The following is a 21734-nucleotide window of genomic DNA, read 5'->3' as shown; positions in this document are numbered from 1 at the left end:
TTGGTAAAAATGCAGAAAGCTCCGTACTTGTATAAAAGTGATAGTGTTATATAACGAATCAAAAAAGTTTTTTCGGAAAGTACTTGACATCTTATAGTTTTTGTGTTATTATCATAATAGAAATAACAGAGGAGGTGATGCCCATGGCGACAGAAAAGGAATTCCTGTCGGAGTACAGGCTCAGCGACTACGAAAGGCCTTCCGTGACGGCTGATGTGGCTGCGTTCATGATAAGGTCCGAGGAGAATTCCAGCTATCGCAGGAACCCCGAGAACAAGCTGTCCCTGCTGCTGATAAAGCGGGGCGGACACCCTTTCAAGGGTATGTGGGCTCTTCCCGGAGGCTTCCTTCAGTCCGACGAGACTGTTGAGGAATGTGCGCTGAGGGAGATAAAGGAGGAGACGGATGTGCTTCCTGTTTCCATAATGCCCGTGGGAGTTTTCAGCAGGCCTGATCGTGACCCAAGAGGCTGGATAATATCCAGCGTCTATGTGTCTATCATCGGCGATGAGTCGGTAAAGCAGGTGGCTATGGACGACGCCTCTGACGCTCAGTGGTTCAATGTCAGCTTTGAAAAGGACGGGGGCGGCGGGTATCACCTGGAGCTGAGCTATGAGGATATCGTTCTGAATGCAGTTCTCACCGAGGAGAGCTCGGGTTTCGGACGTACCTTCTTCAGCATAAAGGACAGCGGCTCGCTTGCCTTCGATCATGCGGCTATGATCGCTTCGGCAATAACAGCTCTGAGGAGAGCGGCGGAAAGCTATGATACCATCTTTGATTTTCTGCCGGAGGAGTTCACTCTCTCAGCTTTTCAGAAGGTGCAGGAGACCATACTGAACACCTCCTTCCAGCCTGCGAATTTCAGGAGAATGGTCAGCAGGTATGTGGAGGAGACAGGCTCATTCGTCAGGGGACAGGGACACCGTCCCGCAAAGCTCTACAGAAGAAAAAAGCAATAATAAGGAGGATATTGTCATGAAAAAGATACTGGTAGCAGTGGATATGCAGAAGGACTTCATTGACGGAGCTCTCGGCACAGCTGAGGCCTGTGCCATCGTTCCCGCAGCTGCGGCGAAGATAGCGGCCTTCGACGGAAAGATATTCGTTACCTACGATACTCACTTCGACAACTATATGGAGACTGCCGAGGGAAAGAAGCTGCCTGTTCCTCACTGCATAAAGGGCACAGAGGGCTGGAAGCTGAATAAGGATATCGCAGCTGCCCTAAAGGGTAAGGACTTCACTGCCGTAGAGAAGAATACCTTCGGCTCTGTAAAGCTGCCTGGGCTCATAAAGGAAGCCGCAGAGGACGAGGAATTCTCGGTGGAGTTCATAGGCCTCTGCACGGATATATGCGTAGTCAGCAATGTACTGATAGTGAAGGCGAATTATCCCGAGGCAGCCATTATGGTGGACGCGGCCTGCTGCGCGGGAGTAACTCCCGAAAAGCACGAAGCAGCTCTGGAGACCATGAGAAGCTGCCAGATAGATATTATATAACGGAAAGGAATGATATACCATGAAGCTTGAACCAATTGTTGTTTCGCTGCTGGATACCGACCTCTACAAGTTCAATATGGATCAGGTCATCTTCCACAAGCACACAGACCTCTGCGGTCAGTATTACTTCAAGTGCCGCAACAAGGACGTTGTTTTCACTGCCGAAATGGTGCAGGAGATCAACGAACAGATCGACCACCTCTGCACTCTCAGCTTTAAAAAGGACGAGCTGGATTATCTCCGTTCCATTCGTTTCATCAAGGACGATTACGTTGAGTTTCTCAGACTATGGCACCCCATCAGGGATTATGTGACGGCTGAGCTCAATGACAAGGGCGAGCTGGAGATAGTTGTTGACGGTCCGCTGTTCTCGGCTATGCAGTTCGAGATATACCTGCTGGAGATAGTCAACGAGGTATACTTCCGCATGAAGTTCGATTACGAAAGGCTGAGAAAGTCCGCTGAGGAGCGGCTGGACGCAAAGATAAAGGCTCTCAACGACGGTACCTATACCTTCAAATTCGCTGAATTCGGCTGCCGCAGACGACTTTCGCGCGAGTGGGAGGATGTTGTGGTAAAGCGCCTCTGCACAGAGACCGAGAGCTGTGTGGGTACGTCAAACGTGTACCTTGCCATGAAGTATAACGTAACTCCCATAGGCACATACGCACATGAATTCGTACAGATGTATCAGGGCATAGACTCCATACCGCTGGCATATACCAACCACTATGCCATGAAGGACTGGTATGACGAATACGACGGCGATAACGGTACTGCTCTTACGGATACTATCACAACGGATCTGTTCCTGCTGGACTTCAACCGCTCGATGGTAAACAACTATACAGGCGTCCGTCACGACAGCGGCGATCCCTATGAGTGGGGCGAAAAGATCATCGCCCACTATAAGAAGTACGGCGTTGATCCCATGACGAAGCTGCTCCTGTTCAGCGACAGCCTTGATTTCGACAGAGCACAGAAGCTCCATGAGTATTTCTGCAATAAGTCCAAGGTATCATTCGGTATCGGAACCTTCTGCTCCAACGATACCGAGGAGCAGGCGCTGAATATAGTCATAAAGCTCCAGTACGTCAACGGCAGACCTGTTGCGAAGCTGTCTGACGCTCCGGGCAAGGCTATGTGCCGCGATGAGGAGTATCTTGAGTACCTCAAGCGCTCCGTAGAGTTCAGGATAAAGAGAGAATCGGACAAGAAGTGATATGAAAAAACGGGAAAGGCTGTGCAGGTGGTCTTTCCCGTTATGTATGAGCAGATCGTTACAAATGTCACTGCGAAAGTTATTCCCGTCATCTTGAAAAAACAGTCGTGATAGTATATAATCAGGTCATAGAGAGGGACAGAGAGCCTTCGGAAGGAGTGACTGATATGACAGTTGATTACTATGAGATAAAAGGCTGTGCTTTTGATATGTACTGCGGCAGGCCAGCAATTTTCGCACCTGTAGGGACAGCGGCGGATATAATGGCAAACTACGGCTTTTCACTGATGAACGACGGCAGATATGTGCATTTTCTGGATCAGCAGGAATACTATCATGTAATGATGCAGAGCGGCTGTGAAAGGGTGGTTTTCGACTATTCCACATGGGTGAATATATCAAGTTTTTACAGCGCACGCAGATACGAGCTTGGACTTCCCGTGGCCAATTATCAGGATAGAAGCGCCGGCACGACTCCCAATATGCTCTGCGGCATAAGTCTGGGGCTGTTCTGCTTCAGCGTGGTTTCCGTATTTTTTATACCTTATTTTTCCCTTGCGGCATTTATCGCAGCCATAGTGCTTATGATAATCGTAAGGGCAAGCTATCCGAAGAATACCTTCGGTCTGGTGCTGATGATACTCTATATCGCAGTAGTGGCCATTTCGTTTATCGCAGGTATCCTGCTGCTGGCGGCCTGCTATCAGATGTTAAAGGAATGCAATATCCCGTGCTGAGAGGAGAATGAGACATGACTATACATATAGATACGGATCACGGCCCGATACCGCCTTATGCGGTCATGCTCATAATCTCGTTCATCGCAGGGCTCGGGGTGCAGTTCCTGCTTAACGTAAAGAGCGGCGTGAAGAAGAGCATCGCAGGCTACGGGACTATACTTGCGCCGCCTATGGCTGCATTCTTCGCAATACTGGTCATGCAGCTCTACACTGGCGGCAAGGGCGTAGGCGTTTCCTCGGTGGGAGGCGCTCTGGGTATGTACATGAGCGCCTTTACAATGGCTCTCATATCACGGGACCGCAGCTGCGGACGGATACTTATTGAGAGCTGCACGGTGACGCTTCCGCTGATGTACAGCATAGCAAAGCTCGGCTGCCTGATGGCAGGCTGCTGCCACGGCATGGACTACAGCGGACCTCTTGCGCTGGAATACAGCGGCAGAGCAGGGGAGATATGCGTGTTTCCCGTACAGATAGCGGAGTCCGCGGCGTTCCTTGTCATATTCGTTATAGCTTTGGTCATGCACGCAGGACGCAGGCACTGTACTGTTCCTGCCGTCATACTTATGTCAGCGGCGGCAAAGGGGCTGCTGGACTTTCTCCGTGCTTCACATACGGGGAAGATCATATCCCTGAACCAGATATTCTGTATCACTGCCGCGGTCATATGTGCGGGAGCGGTTATATATCAGAGGAAAAAGAGATTAGCAGAGAGCGTATAGAAAAAACAGGCAGTCACCGTTATGGGTGACTGCCTTTTATATCAATTATTATGATATGTAGTCAACTGCTGCCTTGTAGTATTCATAGAGTGCGCACATAGCGTAGAGCTCTGAATTATCAATGGGATCTACTACGCACATATAAGCGTATGACAGAGCAGATACCTTATAGGTAGATGTGCCCTTCTTTGTGATGATCTCAAGGGTATGTGTATCGCCCAGCTTATGAGCGGGGATACCCGATACAGCTACCTGATAGCGGCCGTCATCAAGCTTCTTGGGAGTTACCTTCTTGCCGTCAAGCTTCATGGAAACGCTGCCATTATAGTTTTCGGCAAGAGATACCTTCAGTGTGAGTTTTGTATTTGCGTCGAGAGTGAGTGTCTGATTTACCTTCTTGACGTCGCTGTTGAAGTTCTCGACCTTCTCGTAAGCCTTCAGAGCTTCTGTGTACTTCTCGCGGTTCTTGGCGAGCCTGAAATCGGCATTGTTTCTGTATGCTTTCTCCATAGCCTGGTGATCCCACCAGCTCCAGCCTGCTGCGGAGTGGTCGTACAGATACTTCTGCATATAGTATCCGTAGTCATTGGTGCTCTTGATAAGGTTCCAGATCTTTTCACCGTCATTCTCGTTGAACTTATTCATATAATCCTCTGCGGAAGCCCATGTTTCAAGAGTTGCGTCTTCGCCGTCCTTATCGAGGTAATAGAGGATAGCGTGTACCTGATCTGCCATTGAGATAGAATTGAGCATACAGGTGAAGCAGTAAGCTGTTTTCTTGCTGTTCATCTTGTTTCTGTTGAGTGGAACGGTCTGGGTGCCGCCGTTAACATAGAACTCAACGTATGCTTCGTCAAGGTATTCATCGGGCACGTTGGCGAAATCAACGTAGAAGTTGAGGCTGATAGCGCCGCCGAGAGTCATGGAGTTGCTTATGAAAGCTACCTCCTTGTCCTTCCAGATTGCTGTGTAGGTGCGATTTTCATAGGGCTGTACATAATCGCCGGGATTGAACAAGCCGTCGCAGTCCCAGTAATCGAATACCTTGCCCTCGGGAGGAGTAAAGGTACAATCGGGAATAGTATAACAACCTTCCTCGTTTACCGTAATGGGATCCATTGTGCCTGTACCGCCGTTAGCATCAAAGTCAGCTCTAAAAGGCTCAGCATATGCAAGGCTGAATGACCATGTATAATAGTATTCCAACGGGTCAAATTCATCAGGATCAGGTTGAAAACTATCTTCCTCAAAGTTTTCGCAGCAAATGCCTATAGGAGTATCATTTTCATGATCTGCGGGTATAGGGAATGCTAATGTGAACATTTCATTCCCACTGCTATAGATTAATCCCCCTGACTCCGTGTCAAATCTTAGTTTAAAGAATTCAGCTATCCAGATATCATTTTCCTGATAAAAGTCTTTGAAATAATATGGGTCATCGAAGGATTCTGAATCGTATGGGCTCTCAAAAGTACACTCAGTGGCTCTCCAACCATTTATAATACTGCCGGGAAGCATTATATCTTCCTCTTCTCCCCACCAGCTATCTGTAGGATTACCTTCAAAGTAAACAGTTGAAGTGTCTGCATTGGCCGTTATATACAGGCTTGCAGGCACAGCTCCCGCCATAAGGGCAAGTGAAAGAGCTGCCGCAGTGGCTTTTTTCCAGATTTTCTTCATATAAACATCTCTCCTTATAAAAAAATATAAAAAGGCACACTACGCCCTGTGGGCATAATGTGCCTTTATGTACCTTGTGAGCGGGAAGGCAGTATATTCCTTTATATATGCTTTAGCTGAATAATTAAGCATAAACATCGCCCCCCTATTGTATAAACCTTTTTTTCTCAATAAAACTGTATATCTGGATTATAACATATACTGGTAGGATTGTCAAGATGATGTTTAACATTTTTTTCCTGTATTCAGTGCAAAAATTCACAGATTGTTTACAAAATCTGCCGCACATTTTTCATTCTGAAACGTTAATATATATGTAAAACGGATTTTTTTCCGAGAGGAGGGTTTATTCATGAAATTATTAAAACAAATACTCAGTGCAGCGGCTGCGTCTGCTCTCATGGTCACAGCAGCTTCTCCTGCCATCACATCTGCCGCGGTGGTCAGCCCGCCCGATACGGGAGCTCTTACCGCCGAAAACGTAACTGCAAGGTACTGCCCCGACTGGGTACCTGACAATTACCTTGAGGCTCTGGAGTTCAGCAACAAGCACGGCGCCACCTATGTTCAGGGCGAATACATATGCGTAGTACAGCAGAGGCCGCTCCATAACGACGATCTGTTCTATGATATAGTGTGCTCGGGAAAGTGCGTGGAGAACAAAGAGCTCAGCTATGCCTTTTCAAAGGATATGGAGTTCAGTCCCGCCGACGCTCCCTCAGAGGAGGACGCCGAGGCCTATGAGGCCTATATGGCAAGGCTGAGGGCCGCAGGCATATCCGAGGACGCACAGGAGCTGGACAACTACTTCAGGGTAGAGGTCTACACCACCCTGTTCCAGGACCTTGATGTTACCCTGAGAAGCGGACATTACGAGGACGGCGTCCTCAGTATTGATGATTCGCAGACCTACACCTTCGGCTATAACCAATCCTTGCTGAACAAGGTGCAGCGCGATGTGTTCAGGTTCCTGCCCGATTCGGTGGAGGAGTACGACGCTTTCATTAAGGAGCACGGCAATATATGCGCCTTCAACAACTATGTCATCTTCTGCGGAGACGTGAACCGTGCGGCAGGTGAGAAGTACTTCATGGAGCAGCACGGCGTGGGCAAGGTAAAGACGTTCATGACCTACAATGTGGAGGAGCGTTCTCCCGTTATGTTCGGAGAACCGGTTGACGGCCTCCGCACTGAGAGGACGGTAGCGGTCTACGAGCCCCTGACTGACGGCGAGGTGTATATCGACTTTGCGGTATCACGCGGCATGACGCCCAAGGCCGAGGATATCGACACAAGATGCTTCACTCTGAAGAGAGACTACAATAACAATCTGTGCCTTGTGGAGAACCACAAGGATCTCCCCGAGTGGGTGCCCACAGATCTGAAGTCGGCACTTGTCTTTGACAATAAGTACGGCGCTACCCACGTTGAGGACGGCTATATCTGCTGTGTACGAAGAATGGTGAACAACGGCAAGGGCTGTTCCGAAAGACCGTATACAAGATTTATCGGTTCCGATCAATTTGATGTAAATGATTATTATGACAGCCGTGTATATTCAAGAGTTTTCACTTTCCCCGAGGCTGTAAGAAACGATGAGGAAGGCTATGATGAGTATATCGCTGCCATTAAGAATCTGGGCCTCAGTGAGCGCGATCTGGAGTATGCAAAGACCGACGTCCGCTACAGTGTTGACGTGTTCAAGCCTCTGCCGTCGTCGAGAGTCGACGTCTACTGGAACAAGTTCCGCGGTAATTACGATGTTTCTCACCCCGAGGACTGTGCTCTCAGCTTCATATGCGATGAGGAAGGCAATATCACCGAGACCGATCTTTTCGGCTGGGTGCCCGACTGTATTACAGAGGCACAGGAATTCATCAAGACCAACGGAAACATATCCGTACACGATGAGTTCGTGATATTCTGCTCTGTGGGACTAAACTTCAGAATCGATCCCACTCAGGAAGGCATGACCTCCATAAAACAGATGTACCAGTATTATCTTGAATCCGCAAACGTTATTGATGTTCTGGGCGGAGTGTACGGTCAGGTAACCGTCTTTGGCGCCAAACGCCCCGGTACAGTAACCGTGGACTTCCATTACTCCGGCGGAACTGATGTATATGAGCCAAAGGATGAAGCAGTCTGCTCCTTCAGATTTGACAATGATCTTAAAGCAAGCATAATAAGCAGTGAGGAGTGCGATCCCCTTATCCCCGGCGACTGCAACTATGACGGAGTTCTGGGCATTTCAGACGTTGTGGCACTTCAGCAGTGGCTGCTTGGTACGGGAGAGATGATCAAGGAGGAGAATGCCGATATCAACGGCGATGGTGTTATCGATGTATTCGATCTTATCAGGCTGAAGAAGGAGGTCATAAAGGCCTCTGAGCACAGCAGCGGTATCGTTGAGGATCCAAAGCCAATGCTTGCAGTTGTATATGAGAACCACGCATGGGGAGTGCATCAGGATATAACTGTATACGACGAGAACGGAACAGGCTACTATATGTACCTCGGAGATCCTGTGAAAGAAACTGACAAGAATGTATATGATGAGATCGTCAGATTATATGATGAGGATAATACAGACTGGTATGACGCACTTGTCGGTATCATGAACAACGGGAACGCCGAGAAGAAGCGTCTTGCTGACAGTATAGTCGGAAGGACAAGAAAAATGTCATCGGAGCTTTACAAGCATAAGGACGATAAACTGGCGCCATATATCCCGAAGATGTGTGATGCAGGTCAGGAGACTGTATACCTTATCGGAAAGGATACCGATGGTAAGCCTCTGCTTCTGGAGATCTATTCCGATGGAGACTGCCTTGAATGGATAGACTGTGAGGAGATACAGGACTACCTGAAGGAGATCTGCTATTCACTCGGCGCAGTGAATAGCAACTTCATACATGAGCTGGAAAGCATGAAGTGATAAAGATAGAATAAAAGCCGCCTCTTACGGATAATACCTGTAAGAGGCGGTTTTGCCTTTTATGACGTTTCTGCGTGTCAATGATGTAGCAAAGATTTCAATCAGCTCCCTTCGTGTGGAGGGAGACTATAATCTCGGTGATAAGGTAAGCGCCGTTAACATTTCAATCCACTCCCTCCGTGTGGAGGGAGACCAACAGCAGAAGCTACAGGCTCAAATCCAACAGTGATTTCAATCCACTCCCTCCGTGTGGAGGGAGACGTAGGGAGTAGAGTTATCAGCTCATACTCCGCCGAATTTCAATCCACTCCCTCCGTGTGGAGGGAGACCACTCTCACCCTCTGGGAATGATGAGTGATGAAGGCATTTCAATCCACTCCCTCCGTGTGGAGGGAGACTTATGAGAGTCGATGAACTCTTCCTCCGTCTTGTATTTCAATCCACTCCCTCCGTGTGGAGGGAGACACTTCGGTGTGCAGCAGCTTGAGACCAAGCTTGTATTTCAATCCACTCCCTCCGTGTGGAGGGAGACCCGTCTTGATATGTTATTACGGCGACTATTCAACATTTCAATCCACTCCCTCCGTGTGGAGGGAGACCTGTGTCCAGTTTCTCATTTGATATGCTTTGCCTATTTCAATCCACTCCCTCCGTGTGGAGGGAGACCGTTGTTGGTATCAATAACAATTTGCGTATACCCGTTTCAATCCACTCCCTCCGTGTGGAGGGAGACTTGACAAGATAACCGACGGACAATACAACGGGGTTGTTTCAATCCACTCCCTCCGTGTGGAGGGAGACAGGCGCGGGAATGGGTGTTACAACCGACGATATCGTTTCAATCCACTCCCTCCGTGTGGAGGGAGACTCGAACCCACATTGATTATATTTGCTATTATGAGGTTTCAATCCACTCCCTCCGTCTGGCCTGATTTACAGAGCTTTTCAGGAATTCGGATTTTCTGCTGAATAAATCCGTATCTATTCTTTCACCATGATCGCGGATCATTCTTTCCAGCACCCAGCGGCTGTTGAAAAGCTTTGCGGATATCATATTCTTTGCAATATCAAGTGCTTGCGCCTTATTATCGGAATAGCGGTACTGCTGTCTGCGCAGGAGGACATTTCCTTTGACTTCTCCCTCGACGCGAGCAATAAAGCGACCGTTTCGGCTCATAAAAACAAGCTCTATACCATTCTGTGCGCATTTGCCCATTAGTGCAGGGCTTGCTCCGGCGTGACCGAAGGTCATGATACGATCGATATTATGCAGCGGGACTCTGCCGACTTCTTCGCCGTCCTGACTTATCACAACGTTTTCGCCGTCAAGTGACAGGTATCTGTCAGGATTATTCACATAAACAGTATTAAGGAGTTTTTTCATATATCCTCCGTTTCGCTCAGCATTTCATTGACATAATCAGAAGCTTTTTTGTTTCCGCAAATGACGGGAAGGCATATGTTTTTCAGTGAACAGGCGTTGCAGCTTTTTCTGCGTTTAACTTTCGGGGTATACTGCTTTTTGTATAGATCGTGCATTTCAGCTATCATATCTTCGGTACGCTTGCGCAGAGCATCATCGAACACGACCTTGACTCTCCGGCGTATCCCGCCATAGTACAGGTAACCGAAGGGGATATCACAGCAGAGCATATCTTCAAGGCAAAGCGCCTGAGCCGTAAGCTGAACGACATCACAGTCGTCTTCTTTGGGTTCTCCTCTTTTGTATTCAACGGGAGTAACTGTATATTTCCCTTCGAGTCCGTGTAATCCTATGCCGTTTTCTGACTTTCTCAGCTCAACTGCGTCACATTCGCCCGAAATGCCCAGCCTTGCAGACGAGACAGCCATAGCTCTGGTTATTACAAGCTCGCCGCGCTTTTCATGGGCCTCGGCGTCATGTACTTTTTCGTGCATGATGTTTCCCTCAACAGTACGCGAGTTTTCAGCCCATTGCTGTTCAATGTGTATCAGTGCCCATTGCCTGCGGCAGAATACAAAATGCTGAACTCCCGACAGCATGAGATATTCGTCTTCGCTGTACATTATATCAGGTCTTCGTATTTTTCGCAGGCAAGCCCGTCGAGCTCGTTGAGGGATACCTGGTAATCCTCAAACCTTGTCGGGCGGCTGACGCCGTCTTTAAGCTTCACTTCCAGCTGTCTGTGTACCTTTGCTGATGAATACTTAGGAGTCTTTCCCTCATGCTTCCACCAGTATAGTCTGCAAACTTCCATACTTCCGTCAGGACGTGCAGATGAGCAGTCATTTTCAAACAGAGTAAGCAAAGCATTTTTTATCTTTTCGGCGTCCTCGTCGGAGAAGCCTGTTTTTTCCGCCAGCTGACAGTTTATACTGCCGTTAACGACGTAAAGTCCGAATTCAACGCGGTGCTTCATACCCATAGTGTCGGAAGCTTTGCCTTCCTTTCCGCCCTCGCTGTTGACGCTCTTTGTTATCTGCATACTTACGATGTCAACAGGGGATATGCTTACAGCCTGCTGAACAGAAACAGGACCTCTTACGCCTACTGATACATTATCGCCTTTAAACGCGAATACCTGACCGAAGCTGCGGACATCGATCCATTCTTCACAGGCAGTTCTTGCAAACTCATCTCTGTTGGTATTTTTGCCGTTGCTTATTTTCTTTAGTGCCTCATTTGCGTCTGCCCTTGAACGTAAGCTGTCAAATCCGTCATCGCATCTGTCGTCTGACTGAACGAATATCTTTTCGCCCATATCCTGCAAACGGTTTCGTATCTTTCTCTTGATACAAACATCGGATATCTCGCCCAGACCGTCATAATTCTCACGGGGACGGTTACCGTTGAGCGGGTCACCGTTCGGATTTGCGTTTTTTGCTGTAATAAGCAGTGTGAAATCGATCTTATTCTGTAAAACTCCCATTTTTTAATCCTCCTTATTTGTATTGCCGTTATACATATATTCGGTAAAATTATGATAACCAAGTAAATACATTGGTTCAAGGCGAGTGTTGTCAGCAAAGCCTGCTGCGTCCATTTTTGAAGTTATCTCGTTGATCCATTTGCCGTACCTGACCTGTGCTTTTCCGAGTTTATTAAGATATGGTCTGAGTCTTTCCTCGATTATGCACCATGTCGTGTACGGACGCTGTGAAAATGAATTCCAGTATCTTCTTGCGTTTGTCACTCTGACATTTCTTTCGTCGGGATCAAAAGCTTCGTTTTCAGCTTTGTCAGCTATAGCCAGCAGACAGCCGTAAAGGTAGCTTCTGTCATTAATACTCGGATCGTAAGCCATTGAAACATCTCCTTTTCCGTTTTCGATTCTTTGTTTGCGTATCATACCGCAGGCAGTTTCGAGAACTGCGCGGTGATTATAGTCTTTATCATAAGCAAGGGGAGTTGACGCTTTCTGGTACAAGGCGTTAACTATATCGCTGGGCAGCCTTGCGCCGTTAGTAATGCAATTAAGCAGTCTGATGATATTATCCCGCATTACTCTTTTGTCGCAGTCTACAAAGGCTCCCTGCTCCGTACCAAAAGCATATTTGATAATATCGTAGACGCTGAAAGAATTTACCATTTTCTTTTTGAGTTTTCCGCTGAATCTCAGCCATGCCGTTTCAGAATGCCATTTTTCGATATTTGCAAGATATTGAGAGCTTTCAAGCTCGGAATACATCGAAATATTGATCCTTCCCGGAGTTGCTGCGTCAAGGCCCATTATCATTACCTTGGTATTGGGTTCAAGTTTTTCTCTTACGCCAAATATCCTCTTTTTGAGCAGGTCCATATATTTAGGCACAGTAGAAGGTATTTCAGCCTCTTTTCCGGCAGGAAGATCATCAAAGTCTGAATCGTCTATAAGGCTTTCAGAGCACTTGGGAATATCCTGCATTGCGCTTGCCCAGACTATAACAGTCAGGGAGTCGATAGTTCTGCCTTGCTTTTCTCTTAGCCACCGCAGTGCGTTGTGGATCTTCTGCGAATACTCATATCCGACTGAAACAGCCTGCTCTTTGTCAGAAAATCTGCCTCTGTAGGTGAAACCGCTTTCGTCATTTGTTGACATTATTTTTGCTTTATCGCCGCTGTTGCGTATCTTTGACGGGTGTTTATATGTTGCGGCAGCATATTCTCCCGACGCATAACAAAGCTGTTTTTCGCCCATCAGATCACTATTGAAGGAAATAAAGCTCTCCTGCAATGACTTGTCCTTCCAGGTCTCAATGCGGTCTTCGGAAGTGTTTATGACTATGCGGACAAAGCAGTCCTCCTGGGCTATTCCTGATATTTTTTCCTTGTCCTTGAATTTGCCTGTAGTCTCGTCAGTTTTTATGACTCCGGCTTCAACAAGATCGGCGATAAGGTGTTTTTTCTCAAGATATGAATACAGCGCCCTGACAAACGGGTGAGAATATTCGCTTGCAAGCCATGCTCTCAGCTGATTCATATAATTGGTGAAATGCCCTGAATTATCAGCTTTTTTGCCCTCGGCGTATTGACTGTAATCACCTGCTATGTATATCAGCTTATCGGCATACGGCATAGCGCATATGCCGCTGCTTCTTGTGGCAGAGTTTTCGGTTGCAGGTATAACAGTAACCGCTTCGGACTTTTCAACGGCTCGTGCACTTTTGAAATTACCGTCAAATCCGATGGTAAGCTCTATCTGTGCATTGGCGGTCGAATGTGCTACAGGCAGCATAACAGGCTCATTAGGCTCAAACTCACGATTACTGTTATATTCGTATATTTGGTATAATTCATTAGTCCAGCTCACCAATATCACCTCCGACAAATTCATCAAGTCCTGTAAAGTTATCATATAACTCACCGAAAGGCTTAATCGGCATTTTTCTGATATGACGCTTCAGCGTACATTCTTCGGGACGTATGAACTCAATAACGCCGTTTTCCAGAACAGGATTCCAGAGTCTTACGGTAAGCATATCCTTATCATCGTTGCTGACGGCTTCGTCTGCGTAGGTTATGCCGTGATACATGAGTCCATAGGGGATAGAGCCGCAGTTGTCGTATGCGCCTGTGATCTCGCCGAATCTGCATGGCTCGACATAACCCTGACACTCTCTTGTGCCGAGAAAGATATCCCGTCGACCGCCGCGTTCTATCATGCGTTTTGCTATGTTGTGGTGTTTATGCTCATTCCTGTCTTTTTCAAGCTCGGGACGATTCATATTCCACTCAAAATGTGCTCTGACCTGATAGTACACATCTTCAAGATAAGTGTAATACGCAAGGTCGTTTCCGCCGCCGTACTTTATTGGACGTATGCCTTTTCTTGCTGTGCGTATGGGATTCATTATCCTTACACTGTCAATTATCCACACAATAGTAGGCTTCCAGTAGATACTGTGAAGGATACCTTTCAGAGCCTCATAGGTGGGAATGGGATAGCTTGACTTTTCACCTCCTGCCCTTGTCAGGATATCCGAGAAAAGTGCATACCGTCCGCGGACAGCAAATTCTACGGTGTTTCTGTAGATTTCTTTTGACATTCTCAAGCCTCCTTTCAGAATATCAATAATTCATTTTCGGCACCGTTTATGTCAATACCGAATTCGTCACTGTAATACGTCTTATCAAGAATGATAACGTCGTTTGCGATCTTCCGTAAAGCATTGTTTTCGTATAATCTGCGTTCTGTTCCGTTATAAATGCTGACAGTGTATCTCTGCGCTTTTCTTAGCAGTTCTGACAAGCTTCCTTCATTTCTCTCCAGCTCTTGTATTATTTCAATAGCTTTATCGTTATAGGGAACTATTACGTCCTGTGTATTGTCATCAATGACCCTGAACAGCGTTCCTGCCGTTTTAAAAGCCTGTGATTCGTATTTGCAGCTTGTCTGAGGACTTGCTTCGTAACGTTTTTTGTTTAATGCAAGATAATTGAGCAGAGTTTCGTTTTCGGGCACCGAATAGGACAGAGCATTTTTTTCATCAAGATAAAGCTTTCTGAAATAATCCGAGACTGCTGCCGGCGAAGAAAGGTCGTTATATCTTCCGCTCTCAGTCATCATCTGAGTTATTCCCTGTGCTTTGGATATCTCCCTTAGATTGCCAAGCCTTTCTTCTTTAAGCTTTATAAGGTATACGGGGCATATTTCATTGTTTTCGCCGTGCCTGTTGCAGCGGCCTGCCGCCTGTACAGCGCTGTCGAGTCCGGCAAGGGAACGCACAACACATTTGAATGATATATCCACACCTGCTTCTATAAGCTGTGTGGTTACACATATCACAGGCTTTTTATCAAGCATAGAACGTATATATTCTATCTTCTCACGGCGGTGCTGAGGACACATATTTGTACTGAGGTGCAATACCTCTGCTTCACTGCCGCATCTCTCCTTTAAAAGCCTATAGAGCTTCAAAGCAGCTGATTTTGTATTTACGATAACAAGAAGATTTCCCGCTTCGGCAAATTTATCCATACAAAAATCGGAAGCTTCTTCATAGGAATAGCCGTATGGCGTAATGACAGGTATGATCTCGGTTCTCTTGAATACTTCAAAATCAGCACTATAATCACCTGTGATACTTTCTGCTTTATCAAGTATCACAGGGTGCGGAACATCTTCTGTGGATGGTTGTGTCGCCGTACACAGTACGATAGCTGAACCGCATATATAGGCCAGGAAATTAATTGCAAGGTTAAACATATTCACGCATTTCAGAGGCAGTGACTGTATCTCGTCGATTATAATAACCGACTTTGCAATCCGATGAAAACGGCGGACAGAGGACGTTTTGCCTAAAAACATTGAATTCAGCAGCTGTATCATTGTTGTTGCAATAACAGGCTTGTCCCAGCGCTCAGTATGCAGTTCGTAATCTGACAGTTCTTCTGAATTATCTGCTTTTTCTGCAATGGCATTTGAATGATGTTCCAGAAAATTATCATCTTCGGCAATACTTCTTATTTCAGCACTGTTCTGTTCAAGTATGGACATAAACGGCGCAGTATAGACTATTTTTTCCATTCCGTGTTTTATGCAGTAATTGATAGCAAAACGCAGAGACGACAATGTCTTGCCTCCGCCTGTTGGAACTATCAGTCTGCATATTTTCACATTTTCAGAAGCAAAACTTTCGCATCGGGCGGAAATACTTCTTCTCTGGACGGAAATAACATCTGTTTTATCAGCAAATCCGTTTAGTTTTTGCTCCATATTACGCTTCATTTTCTGCCATGATCCGGGATCGGAAAAGAATTCGGGGAGCTCGGTATCAGTCATAAATGAAGCAGTATCAGTTCTGTCGGCGTCTATAAGAGCCGATTCGACGAGACGTTCGAGCATTCCCATATAGAACGCTGCTTCTTCCTGAGTTCTGGATATGCTTTTTATTTTTCGGCGTATTTCCTTGTATTCACAGTCTGCTTTCTGTAAATGGCCGAGATAATCGTTTTCGGTAGCTGTTTTGCTGATATTGTCCTTTATCTGCTCATAGTTCTTATCATTTGAAACTCGTTGTTTGAAGTAATCTCTGCAATCATCACCTATCCAGTCATGAAGCCCGTGATGAGATATGATTACTCTTGCAATAAATCTGGCGATATCACTGTATTCATGTCCGGCTAATTCGGTAATGTATTTTGCTCCTGCATAGCTGTGGTCTATTTCGCCCCGCCTGAATTTGGTATCACCTCTGATATAACTGTCGAAGTCTGTGCAAAGCTTACCCGTATCATGTAATGATCCGGCAAGATATCCTATGTTTTCAGCTCCGAACAAAGCGCAGTATTCCATACAAAGCACGGCTGTATTCTTGCAATGCTCCTGTACTGACTGTTCGCGTTTCAAATCTTTAGAAATATGTGCTGCAAGCATTTGTTGATCCCCTCCAATAATTGCAGTGGCTTATATATATTATAATTATATTATACTTTTTTGCGTATGTCAATGTTCTTTTTTGTCGAAATGATATAATCAGGAACAGGCTTTCAGGCATAAAAATGAAAAGTTTTATATTATGATCCGCAATTTCAATAGTCATGGGGATACGTTTATAAGGTAATTGTTTTAGCATACAGGGAAGGTGAGTTATCAATTGCCAAAGCAACAGCAGAGAGCTTTCTCTTTGGTTGACAGGGAAGGACGCAAGTGATATAATTAATACATTATAATTGTTATGGAGGATTACCAGATGAAAATAAAGAGATTCTTTGCTGCGGCAATGGCAATAGCAATGTCATTTGGCACAGTTCAAACAGCAAGCTATTATTCTCCCGTCAGCTTTACCGCTGTGGCCGAGAACAGCGCAGGTACGGGAAAAGCTGCGTCTGATGAAAAAAACGCTCCTGCCGCAACTACAACAACTACTTCATCAGATGTTATTCTTTTACCTGTAATACCAATACCGGTATCAAGCGTTACAACTTCATCCGCAGCAACTACCACCACAAAGAAGCCTACGACTACCGCTACCACATCTGCTGTCACCACCACAACCACTGCAACTACGAGCTCAAACGCCGCAAGATTTTTCGGTTCCGTATTCTTTAATGATCCCGAAAAGACCGAGTACAATGTAGGGGAGACTGTTAACTACGAAGATGCAAAATTCCACTATTATGCAGAATATGAATCAGGTGCGGTTCACACACTGGGAGGAAAAGAGCATTATTTATCTGATATAGCAGATGACGTTTTCAGCGAGGAGTATGTTCTCGGAACTCTGGACGGCAATTCGGAAACATATGTTGTGACCTTCGACCGCTCAAAGGTAGATACGTCAAAGGCAGGCACATATGCCGTAATAGTAAGACTCACCAACAAAGATGGTTCTGAAGTCTACGGACATGATTCCTTTGATATCGTTGTTGTGGTTTCGGGAGCGCGTTCTCCCGGAGATATGAACGGCGACGGAAATATCGACGCGATCGACGCATCGAAAATTCTCAGTCTCTACGCAATGGGTTCCACAAATCAGCTGGAATATACCGAGGATGATTATAAGTACTGTGACGTGAACAAGGACGGGGACATAAACGCTGTTGACGCTTCCCGTATCCTTGCCTATTACGCATATACCGCAACAAACGGAGACAAGAGTCTGAAGGATTTCCTCAAGCAAAACTATGTATAATAAAAAGGCCGGCAACTATAGTGTTGCCGGCCTTTTGTCTTGATAGTATAAAATCTGCTTCTGCGGAGTATCTATGCTCATGAAGCCGTTATTGACAGGCGGTTTCAGAGCGCTTTCCACGAACGCAGAGAACTCGATTTGTTATCCGTCTCATATATACATTGCGTCCATAGCCGTGATATACTCTAAAGTCGGTACAAAAGTACCCTTGTGACGGTCGCCGCGATAGACCTCGTGTCCTTGCTTGTAGGCTATGACCTGAGCCATGGGAAAAGGTATCCAGACTCCGTTATCAAGCGGCTTTGTGGAGAATATCATGCCGTTTTCAAGGCGTTTGAAGCAAAGGGTATTTTTCAGATTTTTGTGTACATAGAGCATATCGCCGTCGTATATCATCAGGTTCAGCTTGTTTCGCGGAGCATTATCAACAATGAAGCTGTTGACAAGGTCGAAACGTTCGCGTTCATTGGGAACGGAGCGTGAGATATGCTCGTTCATATAGTCAAGAAACGAAAGAAAAAAGCGCTCTGAGTCGGTATCTCCCTGCTGTACGGCAGCATAACGATGGTTATGTCTGCTGTTGAAGATAGTACCGTTGTGGATAAGCGTCCATTCTCTGCCCGAAATATCCTTTCCCGTGAATGGGTGGCAGTTATTCTCGTTTATAGAACCGACAGTGGCGAATCTTATATGAGCGAGGAGGGTTTTCTGCGGAGCAAGACTATCTGTTATATCGCCGAGAAAGCTGCTCTCACTGGCGCAGACAGGTTCTTTCAGAATCACTCTGCCGCCGCTTTCGTACATCATTCCCCAGCCGTGAGGATTATTCCTGCTGTGGGCAAAAAAAGTACGCAGATAGTCCGATATATCCGTATTTTTTTCTGAAGTGAAGCCCAGAAGCTCGCACATTTATTTCACCGCCTTGTCTGATATGTAATTACTTTGCAGAAGCCGAAACGATTGAGGTCCTGAAATGATTTCTGCCGAGTATTTTTTCTTTTTCAAATGTGATTATTTCAATGGCTTTTTCGTTGCCTGAGAAATGTTTTCCCATTTCTTCCGCGACTTCAAGTCCCTGTTCTAAAAGCTTTGTATCGGGTTCAAGGAGTGCTGCGTTCTTATGGTCCCGTACCGCCTTTTCCTGCAATTCGGGAGTGAAATCAAAATCGGGCTGCGAAAGCAGATAAAGCATGAGAAGATGTGCAAATTCAAGGTCTCTGCTGTCGATGCCGAGAGGTGCTGACGGATTGAGGTCGAACATTCTCAGCTCTATATGGTCAACACCGTTTGCCGCAAGATTTTCAAGGCTGTTCACGCCCTTTGGTTTCAGACGTATGGGAAGATACAGCTCGCTTGCGGAGTACAGCGAACCTGTCACGATATGCTTCTTGATACTGCCCGTGAAGGTCTTCAGGCTCCTGTGGTCGAGTATGGGCAGGAACTTGTTCCAGTAGCCGCGCTTGCTGTTTCTCAGGGACGAATACTCACTCATAATTATACCACTTTTTCCCTCCTTGTCAAGGGAAGCGTCATAGTACGGGCTTGCCGCAGTAAGCAGCACGATCAGCCAGCTATGGGTCATAAGCTGCTTGTAAAGTCTCAGGTAAAGCCGGTCGCGGAATGCGTCGGGATCCTCGTTGTTTGTATTCAATTCGCGGAGGAACTCCTCTGCAAATGAGAAATTGAAATGTATTCCCGAGAAAAGCATTAGCTTTTTGCCGTATTTCTGCTGTAAGACCTCACGGTATGCGCGTTTCGAGGAATGGTCGCCTGTAAAGTCGGCAATGGGTATCTCGTCCTCACTGTCAATGTGGGGAGGATTGCTGTAGAGCCATATGCTCTCGCCGTTTTTTGCAAGCTCATTGCGGACTTTTTTGTCCAGCTTCCCGAGGGCTTCAACAGCCTCGTCAACACTATGACAGACAGGTGTTACAAGCTCGGTCTGGTTCTCGCAGAAATCGCGGGTGATATGCTCGTCATTGCCAAAAGGGTGGGGCGTCTGTGCAAGTCTGCCCTGACTGTCAACGCGGAGGGTCTCGCGCTCAATGCCGAATTTTCCGCCGTAATAATATTTGCTTGTGATCATGTATATCACCTCATATAGCAGCGTACTGCTCAATGTAGTTTATCATGGGAACGCCGTTTTTTATTCCGTCAAGCATTGTTCTGGCCGGGTTGGTGTGCCTCTGCGCTCTTTCATACAGCGGAGCGAGCAGAGTTTCCTCGCCGAGCTTTCGCTGTTTCAGTCCCTCTGCAGAAAGGTCGAGTATGCGTGTGAGCTGCTTTTCTATTTTGTTTTCGTCAATGAAATAGGGATGACTGCGCTTTGAAAGCAGCTTCTGGAGCTCTAAGGCGCTGAAGCCGTGAGAGTAGATAACGTCGTCGTTTTCGAGTATCTCCTTCAGCTCATACAGCTTTTCCTTCAGACCTGTGTGGAACGCCGCCACAGTGAGAGCCTCCGAAAGGGGCTGACAGCATGAGCTTCTGTATTCGATAGTTCCCCTGAATGTAAGGTCCTCGAATTTGAATGTCCGCAGGTATTCAAGGTCGCTTATCTCCGGGACAAATGTTATCTTCTGATATTGTTTGCCGTCGAAGTATTCGCCCTCAACAGATCCGCGGGAGAAGAACTCGTCTAAAGTCAGGGGAGTGAAATCAATGTACTTGCCGTCCCGCATAGTGCAGTAAACGGACTGCGTACCGATATAGTCGATAAGCTCGTCAATGCTTGAGACCTTTTTGCCGAACATTCCCACATTATGAGGATTATAGCCCTGCATACTGTGCTCCCACAGCATATTTCTCACGCAGAGGAAATCGGGATAATCTGGCAGATAGGAGTTTGCAAACAACAGAGCCTTGTAGGGTTCGAGGAGTCCGAAAACGTTGATAACGTCTGTGAGCTCGTCATATCTTACGTCCAGCTGCACCTGTGAGGCGCTGGTAAATGTACCGAAATCGGGACGTTCATGGAAGCGCATTGCCACCTCGTTGATATGCTGAGGATAGGAGTGCAGATAGTGGTAAAGCATACGGTAGCGCTCGTTCTGAATGGGCCGATTGTGGTTGATATCCGCATTGGGATTTACGCCCATACCTGTGAGAGTATAGCCGTGCTTCGCAAATTCGGTATTGAGAAAGCGGCAGTATCTTTCAAATCTGTCCTTTATTTCAAACAGTCCAACAGCCTTGCCGAATGACAATTCAAGATTTGAATAGCAGCAGTCAAAGGAGAGGATATCACCAGTTTTCTCATGCTTTGCAGATGTGATATTGCCGCCCGAATCCTTTCCCGACTCAATAAAACCGAAGTTCTTTATGAAGCTTTCGGCAGTTTCAATGGAAACAGCCTCATCAACAGGCTGACCGCTGAGGTTCACAACGGGCATTTCTATCTCAACGCCGATATAGTCGGGACGCTCTTTTCTGGTAGGAGCTATGTATTTATCGTATATCGCTTTTCTTATGTTTTCATTCATAGCTATCACCTCAGATATCTGTAATTCTTACCTGCCGCACATTTTTTATCCTGCGAAGCCTGCGGGAAACAGCTTCGTCTTCTGAAGCGGTCTCAAAGTGAATATCGGCAGTAAAATGCGAAACGAGGGTATTCTTTTCGTCTGTCACCACATTGGCTGTATGAGTTACAATGTTACCGTTCAGGCGTCTGATGACGTTTGATATTTCGCCAACGAGCCCTATCCTGTCAAGTGATATTACTTCAATTCTTTTCATACTATCCCTCCTGTAAATAAAAATAGCCTGCCTCCGCGGCAGACTGCTTGCTTACAGGCAGAAAAAGCCTATGACACAGAAAGCGCGGGACCCGTTATACA

General features: G+C 46.5%; 17 protein-coding genes, 1 pseudogene and 1 CRISPR repeat array. Of the genes and pseudogenes, 7 read left to right on the top strand and 11 right to left on the bottom strand.

Annotated features, from left to right (window positions below; all coding sequences use genetic code 11):
• The first annotated feature begins 143 nt into the window (after window positions 1-143).
• The 5 genes from Q0Y65_RS03740 to Q0Y65_RS03720 all read left to right on the top strand — a co-directional run bounded on the left by Q0Y65_RS03740 (window position 144) and on the right by Q0Y65_RS03720 (window position 4187).
• Window positions 144-962 carry an NUDIX domain-containing protein gene (locus Q0Y65_RS03740; protein ID WP_297957234.1) on the top strand — a complete coding sequence of 273 codons (819 nt, stop codon included), beginning with the start codon at window positions 144-146 and terminating at the stop codon, window positions 960-962.
• A 16-nt stretch (window positions 963-978) separates the two neighbouring features.
• Window positions 979-1503 (top strand): cysteine hydrolase family protein, encoded by a 525-nt coding sequence (locus Q0Y65_RS03735; RefSeq protein WP_297957231.1) that lies wholly within the window; start codon window positions 979-981, stop codon window positions 1501-1503.
• Window positions 1504-1522: 19 nt separating this feature from the next.
• A complete protein-coding gene (gene pncB / locus Q0Y65_RS03730) occupies window positions 1523-2725 on the top strand; it encodes a nicotinate phosphoribosyltransferase (RefSeq protein WP_297957229.1) in 1203 nt (400 codons plus the stop codon).
• Window positions 2726-2892: 167 nt separating this feature from the next.
• Window positions 2893-3462 carry a hypothetical protein gene (locus tag Q0Y65_RS03725; protein WP_297957227.1) on the top strand — a complete coding sequence of 190 codons (570 nt, stop codon included), beginning with the start codon at window positions 2893-2895 and terminating at the stop codon, window positions 3460-3462.
• Between the two features lie 14 nt (window positions 3463-3476).
• Window positions 3477-4187, top strand: coding sequence for a prolipoprotein diacylglyceryl transferase family protein (locus tag Q0Y65_RS03720; RefSeq protein ID WP_297957224.1), 711 nt, complete (start codon window positions 3477-3479; stop codon window positions 4185-4187).
• A 48-nt stretch (window positions 4188-4235) separates the two neighbouring features.
• On the opposite strand, the gene Q0Y65_RS03715 is transcribed toward Q0Y65_RS03720, so the two are convergent.
• On the bottom strand, window positions 4236-5867 hold the full coding sequence (locus Q0Y65_RS03715) for a hypothetical protein (RefSeq protein ID WP_297957221.1): 1632 nt from the start codon (window positions 5865-5867) through the stop codon (window positions 4236-4238).
• A 352-nt stretch (window positions 5868-6219) separates the two neighbouring features.
• Between Q0Y65_RS03715 and Q0Y65_RS03710 the strand changes: the two genes are divergently transcribed.
• Entirely contained in the window at window positions 6220-8805 is a 2586-nt protein-coding gene (locus tag Q0Y65_RS03710) for a dockerin type I repeat-containing protein (protein ID WP_297957218.1), read from the top strand.
• Between the two features lie 95 nt (window positions 8806-8900).
• Window positions 8901-9740: a CRISPR direct-repeat array (repeat unit 32 nt; unit sequence TTTCAATCCACTCCCTCCGTGTGGAGGGAGAC).
• Between the two features lie 20 nt (window positions 9741-9760).
• Here Q0Y65_RS03710 and cas1 read toward each other — a convergent pair.
• The 6 genes and pseudogenes from cas1 to cas3 all read right to left on the bottom strand — a co-directional run.
• Window positions 9761-10189: pseudogene (gene cas1 / locus Q0Y65_RS03705) on the bottom strand (CRISPR-associated endonuclease Cas1); the annotation flags it as partial.
• Window positions 10186-10854, bottom strand: coding sequence for a CRISPR-associated protein Cas4 (gene cas4, locus Q0Y65_RS03700; protein WP_363293518.1), 669 nt, complete (start codon window positions 10852-10854; stop codon window positions 10186-10188). The pseudogene cas1 and the gene cas4, both read right to left, overlap by 4 nt.
• On the bottom strand, window positions 10851-11714 hold the full coding sequence (gene cas7c, locus Q0Y65_RS03695) for a type I-C CRISPR-associated protein Cas7/Csd2 (RefSeq protein WP_297957211.1): 864 nt from the start codon (window positions 11712-11714) through the stop codon (window positions 10851-10853). Before cas7c ends, cas4 begins: the two co-directional genes overlap by 4 nt.
• Before the next feature lie 3 nt (window positions 11715-11717).
• Window positions 11718-13574 (bottom strand): type I-C CRISPR-associated protein Cas8c/Csd1, encoded by a 1857-nt coding sequence (cas8c, locus tag Q0Y65_RS03690; protein WP_297957209.1) that lies wholly within the window; start codon window positions 13572-13574, stop codon window positions 11718-11720.
• Window positions 13561-14310: a type I-C CRISPR-associated protein Cas5c gene (gene cas5c / locus Q0Y65_RS03685; protein ID WP_297957207.1), complete on the bottom strand. Its 750-nt coding sequence runs from the start codon at window positions 14308-14310 to the stop codon at window positions 13561-13563. Before cas5c ends, cas8c begins: the two co-directional genes overlap by 14 nt.
• A 14-nt stretch (window positions 14311-14324) precedes the next feature.
• Entirely contained in the window at window positions 14325-16640 is a 2316-nt protein-coding gene (gene cas3 / locus Q0Y65_RS03680) for a CRISPR-associated helicase Cas3' (protein WP_297957204.1), read from the bottom strand.
• Between the two features lie 316 nt (window positions 16641-16956).
• Between cas3 and Q0Y65_RS03675 the strand changes: the two genes are divergently transcribed.
• Window positions 16957-17898 (top strand): dockerin type I domain-containing protein, encoded by a 942-nt coding sequence (locus Q0Y65_RS03675; RefSeq protein ID WP_297957201.1) that lies wholly within the window; start codon window positions 16957-16959, stop codon window positions 17896-17898.
• 150 nt (window positions 17899-18048) lie between these two features.
• Here the strand turns inward: Q0Y65_RS03675 and Q0Y65_RS03670 are convergent, their stop codons facing one another.
• Genes Q0Y65_RS03670 through Q0Y65_RS03655 form a run of 4 tightly spaced genes read right to left on the bottom strand, consistent with a single transcriptional unit; the run spans window position 18049 to window position 21633 of the window.
• A complete protein-coding gene (locus Q0Y65_RS03670) occupies window positions 18049-18807 on the bottom strand; it encodes a class II glutamine amidotransferase (protein WP_297957198.1) in 759 nt (252 codons plus the stop codon).
• A 28-nt stretch (window positions 18808-18835) separates the two neighbouring features.
• Window positions 18836-19984, bottom strand: coding sequence for a glutathione synthase (locus tag Q0Y65_RS03665; protein ID WP_297957195.1), 1149 nt, complete (start codon window positions 19982-19984; stop codon window positions 18836-18838).
• Window positions 19985-19994: 10 nt separating this feature from the next.
• Entirely contained in the window at window positions 19995-21377 is a 1383-nt protein-coding gene (locus Q0Y65_RS03660; protein WP_297957193.1) for a glutamylcysteine synthetase, read from the bottom strand.
• A gap of 10 nt (window positions 21378-21387) precedes the next feature.
• On the bottom strand, window positions 21388-21633 hold the full coding sequence (locus Q0Y65_RS03655; protein WP_297957191.1) for an ACT domain-containing protein: 246 nt from the start codon (window positions 21631-21633) through the stop codon (window positions 21388-21390).
• Window positions 21634-21734: the final 101 nt, after the last annotated feature.

It is taken from the genome of uncultured Ruminococcus sp. (assembly GCF_947301925.1).
In the GTDB taxonomy this organism is placed as follows: Bacteria; Bacillota; Clostridia; order Oscillospirales; family Ruminococcaceae; genus Ruminococcus.
This window is presented reverse-complemented; position numbering and strand designations above follow the sequence as displayed.